Annotated in this window: 14 protein-coding genes; 10 read left to right on the top strand and 4 right to left on the bottom strand. The window is 41.9% G+C overall.

Annotation, left to right across the window (positions count from 1 at the left end; genetic code table 11):
- The first annotated feature begins 179 nt into the window (after positions 1-179).
- Positions 180-1,721 (top strand): sulfatase family protein, encoded by a 1,542-nt coding sequence (locus VL121_RS02645; RefSeq protein ID WP_325401866.1) that lies wholly within the window; start codon positions 180-182, stop codon positions 1,719-1,721.
- 96 nt (positions 1,722-1,817) lie between these two features.
- Here the strand turns inward: VL121_RS02645 and VL121_RS02640 are convergent, their stop codons facing one another.
- Positions 1,818-2,402: a PhnA domain-containing protein gene (locus tag VL121_RS02640; protein ID WP_325401864.1), complete on the bottom strand. Its 585-nt coding sequence runs from the start codon at positions 2,400-2,402 to the stop codon at positions 1,818-1,820.
- A gap of 166 nt (positions 2,403-2,568) precedes the next feature.
- On the bottom strand, positions 2,569-3,195 hold the full coding sequence (locus VL121_RS02635) for a DUF502 domain-containing protein (RefSeq protein ID WP_325401862.1): 627 nt from the start codon (positions 3,193-3,195) through the stop codon (positions 2,569-2,571).
- 51 nt (positions 3,196-3,246) lie between these two features.
- Here VL121_RS02635 and VL121_RS02630 point away from each other — a divergent pair, with 51 nt between their 5' ends.
- The 4 genes from VL121_RS02630 (at position 3,247) to VL121_RS02615 (ending at position 10,469) form a co-directional block, all read left to right on the top strand.
- Positions 3,247-3,984, top strand: coding sequence for a TetR/AcrR family transcriptional regulator (locus VL121_RS02630; RefSeq protein ID WP_325401860.1), 738 nt, complete (start codon positions 3,247-3,249; stop codon positions 3,982-3,984).
- A 79-nt stretch (positions 3,985-4,063) separates the two neighbouring features.
- Complete coding sequence (locus tag VL121_RS02625) at positions 4,064-5,488, top strand: TolC family protein (protein WP_325401858.1); 1,425 nt, start codon at positions 4,064-4,066, stop codon at positions 5,486-5,488.
- A 41-nt stretch (positions 5,489-5,529) separates the two neighbouring features.
- A complete protein-coding gene (locus VL121_RS02620; protein ID WP_325401857.1) occupies positions 5,530-6,699 on the top strand; it encodes an efflux RND transporter periplasmic adaptor subunit in 1,170 nt (389 codons plus the stop codon).
- A 176-nt stretch (positions 6,700-6,875) separates the two neighbouring features.
- Positions 6,876-10,469: an efflux RND transporter permease subunit gene (locus tag VL121_RS02615; RefSeq protein WP_325401855.1), complete on the top strand. Its 3,594-nt coding sequence runs from the start codon at positions 6,876-6,878 to the stop codon at positions 10,467-10,469.
- Between the two features lie 703 nt (positions 10,470-11,172).
- Here the strand turns inward: VL121_RS02615 and VL121_RS02610 are convergent.
- Entirely contained in the window at positions 11,173-11,547 is a 375-nt protein-coding gene (locus VL121_RS02610; protein WP_325401853.1) for a hypothetical protein, read from the bottom strand.
- A gap of 139 nt (positions 11,548-11,686) precedes the next feature.
- The gene (locus VL121_RS02605) at positions 11,687-11,830 is read right to left on the bottom strand and encodes a hypothetical protein (RefSeq protein ID WP_325401851.1); all 144 of its coding nucleotides are present in this window, start codon (positions 11,828-11,830) and stop codon (positions 11,687-11,689) included.
- Positions 11,831-12,114: 284 nt separating this feature from the next.
- Between VL121_RS02605 and VL121_RS02600 the strand changes: the two genes are divergently transcribed.
- The 5 genes from VL121_RS02600 to VL121_RS02580 all read left to right on the top strand — a co-directional run.
- Positions 12,115-13,098: a helix-turn-helix transcriptional regulator gene (locus VL121_RS02600; RefSeq protein WP_325401849.1), complete on the top strand. Its 984-nt coding sequence runs from the start codon at positions 12,115-12,117 to the stop codon at positions 13,096-13,098.
- A 203-nt stretch (positions 13,099-13,301) separates the two neighbouring features.
- Positions 13,302-14,408 carry an alkene reductase gene (locus tag VL121_RS02595; RefSeq protein ID WP_325401847.1) on the top strand — a complete coding sequence of 369 codons (1,107 nt, stop codon included), beginning with the start codon at positions 13,302-13,304 and terminating at the stop codon, positions 14,406-14,408.
- 143 nt (positions 14,409-14,551) lie between these two features.
- Positions 14,552-15,130, top strand: coding sequence for a Crp/Fnr family transcriptional regulator (locus VL121_RS02590; protein WP_325401845.1), 579 nt, complete (start codon positions 14,552-14,554; stop codon positions 15,128-15,130).
- 120 nt (positions 15,131-15,250) lie between these two features.
- Positions 15,251-15,805: a YceI family protein gene (locus VL121_RS02585; RefSeq protein WP_325401843.1), complete on the top strand. Its 555-nt coding sequence runs from the start codon at positions 15,251-15,253 to the stop codon at positions 15,803-15,805.
- 75 nt (positions 15,806-15,880) lie between these two features.
- Positions 15,881-16,126 (top strand): NAD(P)-binding domain-containing protein (locus VL121_RS02580; RefSeq protein ID WP_325401841.1); only part of this gene is annotated, 246 nt, incomplete at its 3' end.

Here is a 16,126-nt window from a genome sequence, read left to right as displayed (position 1 = left end):
AGCGGTAATCCGTATTCCTGATCAGCGGATTGCAGCAAACGTTGCATGAAAAGGGATGCTTTCCTGCAAATAAGGTAATTTACAGGTTGGGAATCCGGCGGCTCTGCATTTCCTGGTTTTTGTTCAGCGAAAAACCGGGGAATGGCAAAGCATATCGTTTACTCATTTCAAAAAATAGTATGAAACCTGAAAGTGCATGGCTCCTGGTATTGTTTTGTGTAGCGGTTACTGTTGCCGCGTTTGCGCAAAATTCTGTGGCTCCAGGAAAGAGCAAACCCAATATCATTTATATACTGGCAGATGATATGGGGTATGGCGATCCGGAATGTTATAACCCGGAGGGCAAAATACCTACGCCTTATATTAATCAGCTCGCGGCAGGTGGTATGCGGTTCACCGATGCGCATTCGGCTTCCGCTGTATGTACGCCTTCCCGTTATGCTATGCTTACCGGGCGTTATGCCTGGCGTACCAAATTGCAAAGTTTTGTATTGTATGGCTATTCTGCTCCCCTGATAGAGCCTGGTATTATAACTGTTCCCGCTTTCTTAAAAGAACAGGGCTACCAAACCGCCTGTATCGGCAAATGGCACCTTGGGATGGAATGGGCGTCAAAGGAGGGAAAATATGGAACTGACTTAAAAGAAGAAGAGGTGGATTTCTCCCGCCCCATCAAACGGGGACCGGTACATTACGGATTTGATTATTTTTTTGGTATCAGCGCCTCGCTCGATATGCCGCCCTACGTATATATCGAAAATGATAAGGCGGTGGAAGTGCCTGGTGAAAAAACAACAGGAAAAGAATTTAATAATTTCCGTGCAGGACTGAAAGCAAAAGATTACGACCTTACTACTACACTGGTAACGCTTAGCGGCAAATCAACTGCCTATATCCGCTCTAATAAAGACAAGCCATTCTTTTTGTACCTGGCACTACCGTCTCCGCATACACCGCTCGTAACAGGTAAAGCTTTCCGGGGTAAAAGCGGCATAAATGATTATGCCGATTATGTAATGGAAACCGATTGGGTTGTGGGTGAAATAATGCAGGCGTTACAGAAAGAAGGCATTGCGGAAAACACGATTGTGATTTTTACAAGCGATAATGGCTATGCACCCTATGCGGATTATGCCACCCTGAAAAAACACGGGCATGAACCCAGTGGTATATACCGCGGCGCCAAAGCAGATATTTATGAAGGTGGACATCGCATACCCTTTATTGTGCGTTGGCCTCCGGTGGTTAAAGCCGGAACTGTTAATAAGGAAACCCTTTGCCAGACCGATTTGATGAAAACCCTGGCTGATGTGTTGAAAGTGAAATTACCCGAAACCGCCGGGCCGGACAGTTATAGCATTTTACCTTTATTGAAAGGCGCTCACCATCCTGTACGGCAAGCCACTGTACACCATGCTATAGATGGTAATTTTGCCATACGGCAGGGCAAATGGAAACTGATATGCTGTGCAGGCTCCGGCGGCTGGAGCGCTCCAACCAATAAAGACGCATTAAAACGGGGGTTGCCCGTTGTGCAGTTGTATGATCTGTTGTCCGATCCTGCTGAAAAATATAATGTGCAGGCTGAATATCCGGCTGTGGTAAAACAGCTTACCGCTTTACTGGAATCTTATGTGCAAAAGGGCAGAAGCACAGCGGGAAAAGCTTTGCAAAATGATGTTCCGGTAGATATATGGAAGAAAGAACAGCAGGTAAAATAATATTGAAGCACGCCGCTTATCCTATATGAAAGGAATTAACGGCTATAAGCCTTTCGTTTCTGGTTTTATTGCGGCTTTTAATTTTTAAGCCGGTAATTAGCTGACCTGCTTCCTTACATATTTGGTAAGAATAACAATGGTTTGTCCTTCTATCTTTCCTTCTATCTGCTCCGTATTGTCTTCCACAACGCGAATGTTCTTTACTACTGTTCCCATCCTGGCATTCAGGGTTGAACCCTTTACGTCCAGCGACTTTATTAAAACCACGGCATCACCGCTTTGCAGCACCTGTCCGTTACAATCTTTATGCAATTCTACTGCCGCATCATTTTCATGATCGCCCAAAGCCTTGGCCCAATTCAATTTTTCATCATCCAAGTAAAGCATCTCTAAGTTATCGGCCGCCCAGCTTTCATTGCGCAGGCGGCTCAGCATACGCCATGCCACTACCTGCACACCCGGAACTTCACTCCACATGCTTTCCGACAAACAATGCCAGTGGCTGCTGTTGAGTACCGCTTTCTTTTCGACCTGTGTACGGCATGTATCGCAGATCATAATGCAGTTTTCTGCATCTCTGCCCGGTTGCGGGAGTACTTCATACAATTGTATATCCTCTTCAGCTTTACATAGTTCACATTTGTTTTCGCTTCTTGCTAACAACAATGCTTCCAGTTTCATATTTACCTTTTTGGTTAAGGCCGCGAAGGTAACCTTTTAAAACTTTTTATCTCGTACTTTGGCGCAGCCATGCAAATATGCCGCCCGATGCGGTGATAGTTGACGTGGTGAATAATAAACCGATACAGGAGTTTACTTTTAAAAATGGTCTGTTTGTCCGGCGCGTTTATTTCAGTGCAGTGTCCGGCGTATCATCATCTATATTGGTTACCCCACCCGATATAGCAAATTTCATGGCATTGGCCGAACTGATGTCGGTTAATAGTTTCACCCTTTGCCTTTTCACAAAATATAAATGCCCCGCAAAAGCATAGGATTGCGGAACATATACCGCCACAAAATCATTCAGTCCAAACTCATGTACTTCCTGCTGTGTAATAAAACCAATTTGCCACACATCTTCGGCATTAACGGCTACTAAAACCGATTTATCAAACTTTCTTTTATTGCCGGCAAATGCTTCAAAAAAATCTTTAAGCGTGCTGTAAATAATTTTTATTCCAGGTGTTTTCTCCAGTATGCTGTCGAATAGTTCCACTAATTTCCCTACTACAAAAGAGGAAGAAATATAGCCTACAACAAAAATTAAAAGCAGCGCTACAATAAACCCCATGCCCGGAAGATAATACCTGGAAAACTCCGGAATAGCATCCCCCAAAAGATCAGGTAATATCCTGTCAACAAAATTAAAAAGCGATGTTACTGCCCAAACGGTTATTACAATGGGCGCCAGGATGATAAGCCCCTGTAAAAAGATATGCAATAGTTTCTCTAACCAGTTTCTTGTAGCCATTATGTATGTTTTAGTATAGTAAAATTAGCCTAATCCCGCCATACGGGTAATATGATACGGTACCACAGGTTATCATGCATTTACCGTTCATCAAAAAGCATAAAAAAAAATGATGGAAACTTTGGTAACGATAAAAGTTTTTATAGTTTTGCCGCTGATTTTGAAGTTATGGAGATACAGGAAAGAATAGCGCAGAAGGCGCACGATTTATTTTTGAGATACGGGATCCGCAGTATCAGCATGGATGAAATTGCATCGCAGTTGGGTATCAGCAAAAAAACCATTTACCAGTTTTATGCCGATAAAGATACCCTGGTGGATAGCGCCATAGATATTGTAGTAAAACATAATGCCAATGAATGTTCCATGTACAGGGAACAAAGCGAGAACCCGGTGCATGAAATATTTGTGGCGGCAGATATGGTAAAGGAGATGTTGAAGACGATGAATCCTACTATTATGTATGATTTGCAGAAATATCACCCGGCTGCATATAAAAAAATCGCTGATCATAAAAACAAGTTCCTGTACAGGCAAATAAAAGAGAACCTTGAACAGGGTATAGCGATGCAATTGTACCGGCCGGATCTCAATACCGATCTCGTAGCCCGGTTCAGGCTGGCTTCTGTATTCATGTTATTTAATCCCGATCTCTTTCATCCGGGTAAGCTGGATTTTGGTACTATCCTTGAGGAGTTAACTGTTCTTTTTTTATATGGTATTACCAGTTTGAAGGGGCAGAAACTGGTTCAGAAATATTATCAAAAAAGGCAGGGAAATCATACATGAAAACTATATCAGCAATCATATAACAACTAAAGCATACAATTAACCGGGAGATCTGTTAACCATACTATAAATAAACAATATGAAGATAAAAGAATGGAAACTGGCAGCGTGGGGATTAATAATGCTTGTGGCAGTATGTTCAGCAAGCGTGCAGGCACAGCAAGCGCAATCACCGCAAGTGCATGCTTTTTCAATACAGCAGGCCATAGACTATGCCAAACAAAATAATGTTCAGGTAAAAAATGCGCTGCTGGATATAAAAATACAGGAGCAAACCAACAGGGAGTTTACCGGCGCGGCTTACCCGCAAATACATGGCACAATTGGAACCAGCTACAACCCCAATGTAGCGACCCAGGTCATCCCCAACTTTATTGGGCCGGCAGCCTACCAGGTGCTGGTAAATGAAGGAGTGAAAGATGGCAATGGTAATCCGATTAAGATGCCTTCGGATTTTGGTTTTATAGCAGCGCAATTTGGCACGAAATTCAGCGCTACGGCGGGCGTTTCCTTAAGTCAGATATTATTTGACGGGCAGGTGTTTGTAGGATTGCAGGCAAGAAGAACATTAATTCAATTTCAGGAAAAGGGCGCGGAACTAACGGAAGAAACCATAAGAGCCAATGTATATAAAATATATTATCAGTTGGTAGTGAGTAAAACACAAATAGAATTGCTGGATGCCAATATTGAGTTGCTGAATAAATTACAGCACGATACCAGAATAATGCATGAAAATGGCTTTGCGGAAAAGCTGGACCTCGACAAATTATCGGTTCAATTGGCTAATCTCCAAACTGAAAAAGAAAGTGCATTGAATCAGATACAAAATGGTTACCTGGGGCTTAAAGTTTTAATGGGCATGCCTGTGAAGGATTCGCTGGTACTCACAGACAGCCTGACGGATGAAAAAATAAAAAACGGGATATTACTGCTAAATGATTTTGATTATAGCCAGCGTAAAGATTATCAGTATGCGGAGTTGGGTATTAAATTAAAGGAGTATGATATACGCAGGTACAGGCTATCCAAATTGCCTACCCTTAATTTAAATGGTTATTATAATAAAAGCGCCCAGCGTAACAAGTTTGATTTTTTGGGCGATGGAAGCTGGTTTAATATTTCCGCGGTTTCATTGCAACTGAATATTCCCATTTTTACCGGTTTTTCGGCCAATGCCCGGATAGCCAAAGCAAAACTAAGCCTGCAGCAATCCCTTAACCAGCGCGAAGCCCTGAAGATTAATATTGACAATGAAGTTGAAACGGCAAGAAATAATTTCAACACGGCAGTAGCTACGCTCGACTATCAAAAGAAAAACATGCAACTGGCTGAAACGGTGTTTCAGCAAACGAAGAAGAAATTTGAGATTGGTACGGGTTCCAATACAGAAATTACCCAGGCGCAAACTGATATGAAAGCAGCGCAAACCAACTATATAAATGCTTTATATAATGCTATCATCGCAAGGATAGATTATATAAAGGCAACAGGAAGATTATAATTTTTTAATACAACTATTGAATGACTTATAAAACCAGGTATATGCAAAACGTTTTAAAAACAGCTTCAGTAATAGCAGCATTGGTATTATTGGCGGCATGTGGCGGAACAACTACTAAAGTTGAAAAAGGAAAGGACAAAATTATTGCTGAGAAAAAAGCACAGTTGGATAAAATGAAGGAAGATCAAAAAGTACTGAGCGATAAAATTGTCGCTCTGGAAGAAGAGATCATCACACTCGACCCTTCGCAGAAAAAAGAAAACGCGAAGCTTGTGGCAATTGCACCGCTTGAAACCGGCAGCTTTACACATTATATTGATCTGCAGGGACGCATAGACGCCACCAATATCGCTTATGTGGCGCCGCGCGGACAGGGCGGACTGGTAAAAGCCATATATGTTAAACAGGGCGACTATGTAAAGAAAGGTCAACTGCTCTTAAAGCTCGATGATGCTATGGCGCAAAAGCAAATTGATCAGTTGAACTCTCAACTGGCCTATGCTAAGGATATTTTAAAACGCCAGCAAAACCTGTGGGACCAGCATATAGGAACTGAAGTACAATTGCTGAGCGCAAAGAACAATGTGGAATCCATTGACAAGCAAATTGCAACTGCAAAAGAGCAATCTTCTTTTTCTAATGTATATGCCGAGCTGTCGGGTGTTGCGGAAACTGTGAATGTGAAAGTGGGTGAATTTTTCCAGGGTGGCCCTCAAATGCGTATTGTTAATACAAACGACCTTAAAATTGTGGCCCAGGTGCCTGAAAATTATTTAGACCGTGTGGGTGTTGGAAGTAAGGTGCTGGTTAATTTTCCTGATCTGGGAAACAAAATCATTACTACTAAGGTATCGGTTGCCGGTAAGTTAATTGATCCCAACAGCCGCTCCTTTTATATTGAAGCGAAAATGCCTGCTGATAAATCACTTCGGCCAAACCAGATTGCCCTGGTTAAAATTCAGGATTATACGGCTAAAGATGTGATCACCATTCCCGTGAACACCATGCAAAACGATGATAAAGGGAAGTTTGTAATGGTAGCGGTAAAAGAGAGCGACAAATGGATTGCACGCAAAAAACCTGTTGAGATAGGACAATTGTATGGCGACAAAGTAGAAGTGAAATCTGGTTTGAAAGCAGGAGAGCAGATCATAACCGATGGCTTCCAGGGATTGTATGAGGGCCAGCCGCTTACAACAAACGCGACTTAGGGAACAGGGGGTGAGAGGTGAGAATAGAGAGGCGAAAAGTGAGAGGTGAGAAGAGGGAGGGGAGAAGAGAAAAAGTATCGATCCCATCTTTAGTAGTTTTTACCTGATAGCTGACGGCTGAATGCTGACCGCTGACTGCACAGACAATCTTTTGTAGATATACAACACTAATTAATATGAGTGCTTTAGAAAATCTGACCGGTAAGTTTAAACAGTTCGGGCCTACAACCTGGAGTATAAAGAACAGGACTTCCATTTACCTGATGATGTTATTTATCAGTGCAATTGGCATATACGAGTTTGTTACTTTGCCAAAAGAACAATTTCCTGATATTGTAATTCCAACGGTATATATTCAAACCGTATATGTAGGTAATTCGCCCCGTGATATAGAGAACCTGGTTACCCAGCCTATAGAAAAAGAGATCAAGGGTATTACAGGTGTAAAAATCCAGAAAACCACCAGCACTTCCGTGCAGGACTTTTCCGCTATTGTGGTAGAGTTTAATACAGATGTAGATATAGATGTGGCGGTGCAGAAGGTAAAGGACGCGGTGGATAAGGCCAAGAAGGATTTGCCTACCGATCTTACAGAAGAGCCTACGGTTATGGAAGTCAGCCTATCTGAAATTCCTATCATGTATGTAAATATGAGCGGGAATTATGATGAAATGAAGTTAAAGAAGTACGCCGATGATTTACAGGATAAACTGGAAGAGCTTTCGCAAATAACGCGGGTTGATATTGTAGGCGCTCCTGAAAGAGAGTTCCAGATCAATGTAGATAATTACAGGATGCGCAGTGCCAATATTACTTTTGATGATATTGCCAATGCCGTGTCGCGGGAAAATATGGACATTTCCGGCGGCTTGCTGGAGGTGGGTAATATGAAGCGCACATTGCAGCTCAAAGGACAGTTCCGCTCGGCTTCCGATATTGAAAAAGTGGTGGTAAGAAGTCCAACCGGCGCCTCTATTTACCTGAAAGATATTGCGGTTATTAAAGACACTACCAAAGAAAGAGAAAGCTATGCGCGGCTGGATGGCGAAAATGTAATTACACTTAATATCGTTAAACGTTCGGGCGAAAACCTTATTGAAACAGCCGATGCGGTAAAACTGGCGGTGAAGGAAATGCAGGATGGTGAGTTTCCTAAAGACCTGAACATTACCTTAACCGGCGATCAAAGTAAAAACGCCAAACATTCTTTTGATGAGCTGGTGAATTCCATTGTTATTGGTTTCATTCTCGTATTAATCATCCTCATGTTTTTTATGGGGGTTACCAATGCGTTTTTTGTGGCGCTTTCCGTTCCGCTCAGTATGTTCGTTGCCTTTATGTTTTTGCCTGCGGCAGATCTTATCATAGGAGCAAATGTTACGCTCAATTTTATGGTATTGTTCGCGTTGCTTTTTGGGCTGGGCATTATAGTAGATGATGCCATTGTCGTCATAGAAAACACGCATCGCATATTTATGCAGGCAAAGGGTAAGCTAACGTCTGAGAAGTCGGCCATTGTAGCTGCGGGGGAGGTATTTATTCCGGTGCTGGCGGGTACACTCACTACCCTTGCGCCTTTCTTCCCGTTATTGTTTTGGCCGGGTATTATTGGTAAATTCATGATATACCTGCCGGTAATGCTCATCTTTACGCTTACGGCATCGCTCATCGTGGCCTTTATTATGAACCCGGTATTTGCGGTTGACTTCATGAATCACCCCGAAGGGGAAGGGAAGGAAAAGAAATCCGCTATATTCAAAAAGCCCTTTTTCTGGGTTGCTATTGCGGCGGGTATTGTGCTCGATCTTTCAGGCGCTCCTTTTTTAGGTAATATCCTGTTGTTTTTAGTGCTGATGGTTTTGCTGAACCGCTATGTGCTGGAGGGAGTGATCCACGCGTTTCAGAACAGGGTGTTACCCTGGATCATGTCGCATTACGAAACCTTGCTGCGCTGGGCTTTAAAAGGATGGCGGCCCGTGCATTTAATAATAGGCACTATTGGTTTGCTGATCCTGAGTTTTATGATATTTGTGTCGGCAGTAAGCAGCCAGCGGGTGCCGATTGTTTTCTTCCCCAAGGCCGATCCTAATTTTATTTATGTATACCTGAAATTGCCGGTAGGCACCGATGTAGAATATACCGATTCTATCACCCGCGACCTGGAACACCGCGTGTACAAGGTATTGGGTATGGAAAATGGCAAAAAGAATCCCATTGTTGAAAGTGTGATCTCGAACGTAGCCATTGGCGCCGGCGATCCGCAGAGCGGTGACAGGAGCGCTCGTCCGGAGCTGGGTAGGGTGCAGGTCTCTTTTGTGGAGTTTGAAAAGAGGCACGGCGCCTCTACAGCAGCGCTGCTCGATTCTATCCGCCATGTTATTAAAGGCATTCCCGGCGCCGAAATTTCGGTAGACCAGGAAGCCAGCGGCCCACCCACCGATCCTCCCATTAATATTGAAGTAGCCAGCGAAGATTTTGATAAGCTGATTAAAACGGGTGTAGCATTAAAGAATTATTTAGATTCTATACAGGTGCCTGGTGTGGAAGAGCTGAAGATGGATGTGGATTTAACCAATCCGGAGATCAGCATTTTTGTAAACAGGGAAAGGGCGCTGATAGAAGGGGTTTCTTCGGCGCAGATTGGTATGGAAATCCGTACAGCGCTGTTTGGAAGAGAAGTATCTAAAATAAAAGACGGGGAAGATGAATATAAGATTCAGTTGCGTAATAATGAAATGCAGCGTAAGAGCCTTTCCGATTTGTTGAATATGAATATTACTTTCCGGGATATGGCCAGTGGCGGCGCTATAAAAAATGTACCCATTAGTTCGCTGGTAAAAGTAGATTATACCAATACCCTGGGCAGCGTAAAGCGAAAAGACCAGAAGCGGGTTATAACGCTGCGTTCCAATGTACTTACATCGCAGGGCTACACGCCAACGGCTGTTAATCAGCAAATCAAAAATTATATCGCTGCTTTTCCCGGAAGGACCGATGGCGTTACCATTAAACAAACCGGTGAAGGAGAGCAGCAGGCAGAAACCGGCGCATTCCTTGTTAAGGCTATGGTTATTGCTTTGATGCTCATCTTGTTTATCCTGGTATTGCAGTTTAACTCGGTAAGTAAACCTGTAATTATTTTAATGGAGATTATTTTTAGCATCATTGGGGTGTTATTAGGATTTAGTTTAACCGGTATGGAGGTGTCGGTGGCGTTTACCGGGCTGGGTATTGTGGGGCTGGCCGGCATTGTGGTGAAGAACGGTATATTGGTGATTGAGTTCGCAGATGAGTTAAGAAGTCGTGGCTTAAAAACCCGGCAAGCTATGATTGAAGCAGGTAAAATACGTATCATTCCCGTATTACTCACCGCATTGGCTGCTATCTTTGGATTAATACCATTAGCTGTAGGATTCAATATTGATTTTGTGGGGTTATTCTCCAGTTTTGAACCACATATTTTCTTTGGTGGCGACAGCGCACGTTTCTGGAAACCCCTCGCATGGACTATTATCTTTGGTTTGATCTTCGCGTTCTTTATGACGCTGATTATTGTACCCAGTATGTACCTGGTTGCTGAAAGGCTCAGAAGACCTATGCGCAGGCAGTTTGGTGGCAAATGGATTTCTATGCTGGGCATACCCCCCTTCACTATTATATTTATGCTGTTAATCATATATACCATGATCCGCCAGCGGATAAATACCACCCGCAGAAGAAGAAAATTAGGCAACAGTGTTAATAAAGCATGGATTGGAAGCTGGTTTTAGCGAGTAGTCAGTAGTGAGTGGTAAGAGTCAATGGTGAATAGTCAGTGGTGAGTAGTGAATAGCTTATCGTTAGTATACCTTAGCTGATTGCTGACGGCTGAAAACTGACTGCTCAGGTAGTGAAACGTGAGTAGTAAATTACAAATAAGAAAGCGGTCAGTCTGCGTTTCATGCGCGGGCTGACCGCTTTTCCATTTTTTTCTTCCCGATGGGGCCTTCACAGTCAGGCAACTGTGTAAAGCGTGAGACCCCGGCGCGAATTAAAGGCAAACGGCACAAGCGAGAAGCTCGCGCCAGGAAAGGGGTCTTTTGCTGTACTTGCATAATGGATGAGATGAGATACATCCAAGTTCACCCTTTTAGTTTTTGTAGCTTGTGAAATCAGGGATTGACAATAGCTTCTATACCATTTGCAATTTCATCCGTATTATTATTCCAAAAGTATTATGGGGCTTTTTACGCATTCTTTTCGTCTGGTTTAATTGTTCGCTTTGTAATGATTGAAAAATAGGCATTTTACTTTCCAAACAAACTTCCTTAGATGGTCTTGTCTTTGCTTTCTTTGTTCCGGCGTCTTTTTTGAACGCTTCCTATCCTTTTTGGAAATCAGGTTGTAACTCAAGGGAGGGCGATTAACTTTTTTCTCTGTTAAAATTGAAAAACTTAAAGTATCTTCTACATTCCAATCAAGAAAAATTGCATTTCAATCCCAATTTTCTGATTGCCATCCATGTAAAGTCGTAATTATGCTGAGCGCTTTTCCAAATTCTCTCCCTCTACCATCCCCAAATTCGATATAAGTTCCTTTTGAAGTTTGTTTTACTATATTCATTCCGTCATCTACAGTTGATGATTGGTCAAATATTTCAGATGATGGCATGAAATAAACTTTTGCTCCTCCTACATTTCCATACCCACTGATATATACAGATAAAAAAGTAGTATCTCCTGTAGAGATTTCATGTTTTGAAAGCGTGCCCACAATTTCATATACACCCGGCTTCTCATGGTCTCTTTTATTTTGAAAGCTCTTCATCTTTTCAATATCAATAAGGCTCGGAGCGGAGAGATCTGACATTTGTGAATAAGCTATATTGATATATAGCAACGTCAGAAAAAATGAATATAGCTTTTTCAAGTTCACTGTTAAGGGTTGTCCGAATATAAAAAGTTTCATTGATTTCTATGCCACTTTAGTATATGCCTAAAATTCCGGTTTAAAAAATATCTGTAGCAATCTCACGGTCCCCTTTTTTGATCTTACCACTTGGCAGCATTTCAACAAAATCCAAATCGAATATCAACGCCTGGGCGCCATCAGGATCAATCACCATAGGAATGTGTTCCAGCACCGCATTCACCAGTACCTGATTCTCTTCAATGGGTGGATTGCAGACCCCGGCGAATCGTTCAGCGCCAGGATTTCATAAAAATTTGCAGGAGGATATTTGTAGTCTTCAGCATTTACTTTAAAATGAGCCAACACCCGTGGATGATCTTAGGTGTTGTTGGTGAAGCTGATGCACACGAACCTACACGCAACACCAACAACGGCGTAAATAATTGAAAATATCAATTACTTTTATTTAGAGCTGCCAACCTTCAAAAGGTTGGTAACCCTGAATCCTAAAAGTGACATTGCAACATGATATTTGAATTTACAGCATCGCTCCATTTCGACTTTATTACAGGCTTTTCGAAAAAGTACGGTATTCCGCTTCGGGATAATTACCTCACTATTCCGGCTTCGATGGGCGAAGGTTACATAAGAATGGTAGTATTTGGAAACGATTTCAGGCTGCTGATCCACCGCTATAAACTAAAGGAAGATTTGATCATTAAAAGAAATGCTGCTGTTGAACCCAATGATTTATTAAGTATTTTCTTTTATAACAATGAGCAACCTCTTGACTTAGTTTATAACAATGAACAACCGGTAAAGTTTTCCCGGAAAAATGAATCTGCTATACAGGTTACCACCAATGACCTGAGTTCTGTTATCCGGTTTCCGGCCAATACCGAAACACAATATGTAGTGGTGGGAATTACTTCATTGAAACTGGCTTCGCTATTGGGCGTTGAGAACCCCAACCAGGTTTTACAGACGATCACTACCGGAGGGGCATCTTTCTTATATTTCGAAAGCATGAATACCGAAACGCAGCAAACACTGAAAAATATTGCCGCCATCAATATGAATGATGATTTAAGCAACTTTTTGGTTCAGATAAAAGTGCAGGAATTACTGTATCATTTGTTTCATAAACTATCCAAAAGAGAAAATACTTCGCAGAAGGCTGTTAATAATGCGGATGCTGAAAAACTGCTTGAGGCCCGCAATATTATTTTAGCAGACATTAGTGATCCGCCTTCAATACCTACTCTTGCCGCTACAGTTGGCATGAGTGAAACCAAACTGAAACAGCTGTTCAAACAGACCTTTGGCGATACCATCTACAACTACTACCAAAAAATGAGGATGGAAGAAGCCGCTTTTTTATTAATGCAAGCAGGATATTCTGTTTCCGAAGTGGGCTACCAGCTTGGTTTTTCTAATCTTAGTCATTTCAGCCGCTTATTTCAAAGACATTACGGAATGGCGCCCAAAAAATATTCTGCCACCGGATAGGAGTGCATTTCAAATTGTCGCCGGTTCGTGAAGATACGAACCGGGGCGCGCGCCGTGGGCGGTGTCTTCACCGCCCACTACCAGCCCGGTCTATGGAACAATTTGAAACGCACCGGATAAGACTATTAATAGGACTTTCAGGGTTATTTAACCCCCACAGTTCAACTCAACTTTGCTGTATCAAATTATTAAATACAACAAAGATGAAAAAATTATTATCGCCTTATATAAAAGGCAACTTAGAGCTGAAAAACCATTTGGTAATGTCGCCAATGACACGCAGCCGTGCCATAGGCAACCTGCCCAATCAATTAATGGCAGACTATTATGGTCAGCGTACCGGCGCCGGACTGATTATTACAGAAGGGACCGCGCCTGCCCCCGAAGCATTGGGCTATCCCAGGATACCCGGAGTTTTTAGCCAACAGCAGATAGACGGATGGAAACCGGTTACTGATAAAGTGCATCGCGGAGGAAGCAAAATATTTTTGCAGTTGATGCACACCGGCCGTATCGGGCATAGAGATAATCTACCTGAAGGAATCACTCTGGTTGGTGCCTCAGATATTATAGCAATCGGGCAAATATTCACCGATACCAAAGGTTTGCAGGATTATTCAGAGCCGATCGCACTTTCAAGAGAAGGTATCAAAAATGTAATTGAAGGTTTTGTAGTGGCTGCAAAAAATGCGATAGAAGCCGGCTTTGATGGCGTGGAAATTCACGGCGCCAATGGGTATTTGTTAGAGCAGTTTTTAAATCCTCATGTCAACAATCGTGAAGATGAATATGGAGGCAGTATTGAGAACCGTAGCAGGTTTACCATTGAAGTAGTTCAGGCAGTAGCCAATGCTATCGGAAAAGAAAAAGTGGGGATCCGTTTTTCGCCCTTTTCAAAATTGGGTGATTTGACAGAATATGGCGAAGAAGAAACGCACAACACCTACGCTTATCTTGCTCAAGAATTAGACGATCTTCAAATCGCATATCTGCATATAGCTGTTAATGCACCTATTCCTGAAAAAACATTTCAAGCCATTAGGGACAACTTTTCAGGAACCATTATTTTAGCCAACGGACTTTCTCCTGAAACGGGTGAAGAAGCGCTTCACAAAGGCTTTGCAGACCTGGTGGCGTTTGGGCGTTCTTTTTTATCCAACCCGGATTTTGTTGAAAGAATAAAAACAAAAGCTGCACTTAATCCTGTTGATTATAATACACTCTATACGCCGGGTGCAGCAGGCTACACAGATTATCCATCAATTAATTCATCCAAACAAATAAAAATTTATCAAGATGAAATTCTATAATAAAATAGTTGCCATATATGTCCCACCTTGGTTCGTGTCTTCACGAACCATTTCTTAGCAAGTGCTAAATGACATCCTGCACATAAAACATTCATAACTTTACAGAACAGAACACTTAATTTTTCCAATGTATTATTAAAAGAATGTTTTACATTTTCCGAAAATATTTAGAAGATAAAATTACTTTAACCAACGAGGATTATGAGTTGATTGAATCGGTTTCGTTATTTAAAAAATTGCGAAAACGGCAATACCTTTTACAGGCGGGAGATATTTCCCGCTTTCATGCTTTTGTATGCAAAGGTTTTCTGCGATATTATTATGTGGACGAAAAGGGCCAGGAACACATTATGCAGTTTGCTCCCGAAAATCATTGGACCGGCGACTTCGAAAGTATGAACTATGGCTTGCCTTCAAAATATGATATTGATGCCATTGAAGAAAGCGAGATCTTATTGTTGAAGAAAGAAGATTTTGAAATGATCCGTAAAACTATTCCCGCCTTCAATGATTTTGTAAATGAAACACTTAAAAAAAATGCTGTCGTTTTGCAGAAGCGTATCCATGCCAATATAGCTCTATCCGCTGAGGAAAAATACAGCGACTTTATTTCAAAATATCCTTCCATCAGCAATCGTGTGCCGCTGCACATGATTGCATCTTACCTCGGGCTATCTGCTGAAACTTTAAGCAGGGTAAGGAGCCAATCCACAAGAAAATAATTTGATTTTTAATGATTGTTCTTGACAAATGTCAAGGGTTTTTTCCTTCAAATGTCATTGGAGAAGGGCACATTATGCCCGCATCTTTGCACCATTAAATAATCATAAAACAATAAAATAATGAAAACAACAAAATGGTTACTCGACCCTGCACACAGTGAATTGACTTTCAAAATCAAACATCTTATGATCAGCAACGTTTCCGGGGCGTTCAAAAATTTTAGCGCAAAGGCGACAACAGAAGGAACGGATTTCAGTAAGGCGAATATTAATCTCACAGCCGAAATGAATTCTATTTCTACCAATAATGAACAACGGGATGCCCACTTGCGCAATTCAGATTTTTTTGAAGTGGAAAAATTCCCTCAGCTAAAGTTTACATCTACCCGAATTGAGCAAACAGACGACGAATCGTTCAACCTGTATGGCAATTTGACCCTGAAAGGTGTTACAAAACCGGTAAAGCTCACTATGGAGTTTAATGGAATAGTGAAGGACCCTTATGGGCAAGAAAAAGCAGGGTTCCTGGTAAGCGGAAAAATTAATCGCAGCGATTGGGGAATCAAGATTAATGTCGCACTGGAAGCCGGCGGATTGATGCTTGGAGAAGACGTAAGGATCCAAAGCGAGGTACAGTTTGTAAGGCAGGAAATCAATGTGCCGGTAGAAGTATAGAAGCCGCAATTGGAAACTTGAAGGAGCTGAATTACAACTTAAAAAAATAACAACAATTAAATAAAATAAAATAAAATGAAAAAGACAATAGGAATTATCGGAGCAGGCAATATTGGTAAGACAGTTGCCGCACACCTGGTGAAAAACGGGTACTTTGTAAAAATCAGTAACAGCAAACATCCTGACTCATTAAAGGAAACCATTGTTCAGTTAGGAAACGGTGCAACGGCGGTTACTGCTACCGAAGCAGCGGAAGCAGACATCGTTTTTTTAGCATTGCCGTGGATACAGGTAAAATCGCTGACACAAATTTCAAATTGG

This window comes from Agriterribacter sp. (assembly GCF_035497235.1).
In the GTDB taxonomy this organism is placed as follows: Bacteria; Bacteroidota; Bacteroidia; order Chitinophagales; family Chitinophagaceae; genus Agriterribacter.
Note: the sequence above shows the minus strand (reverse complement) of the source record. Positions and strands in the feature narration are given on the sequence as shown.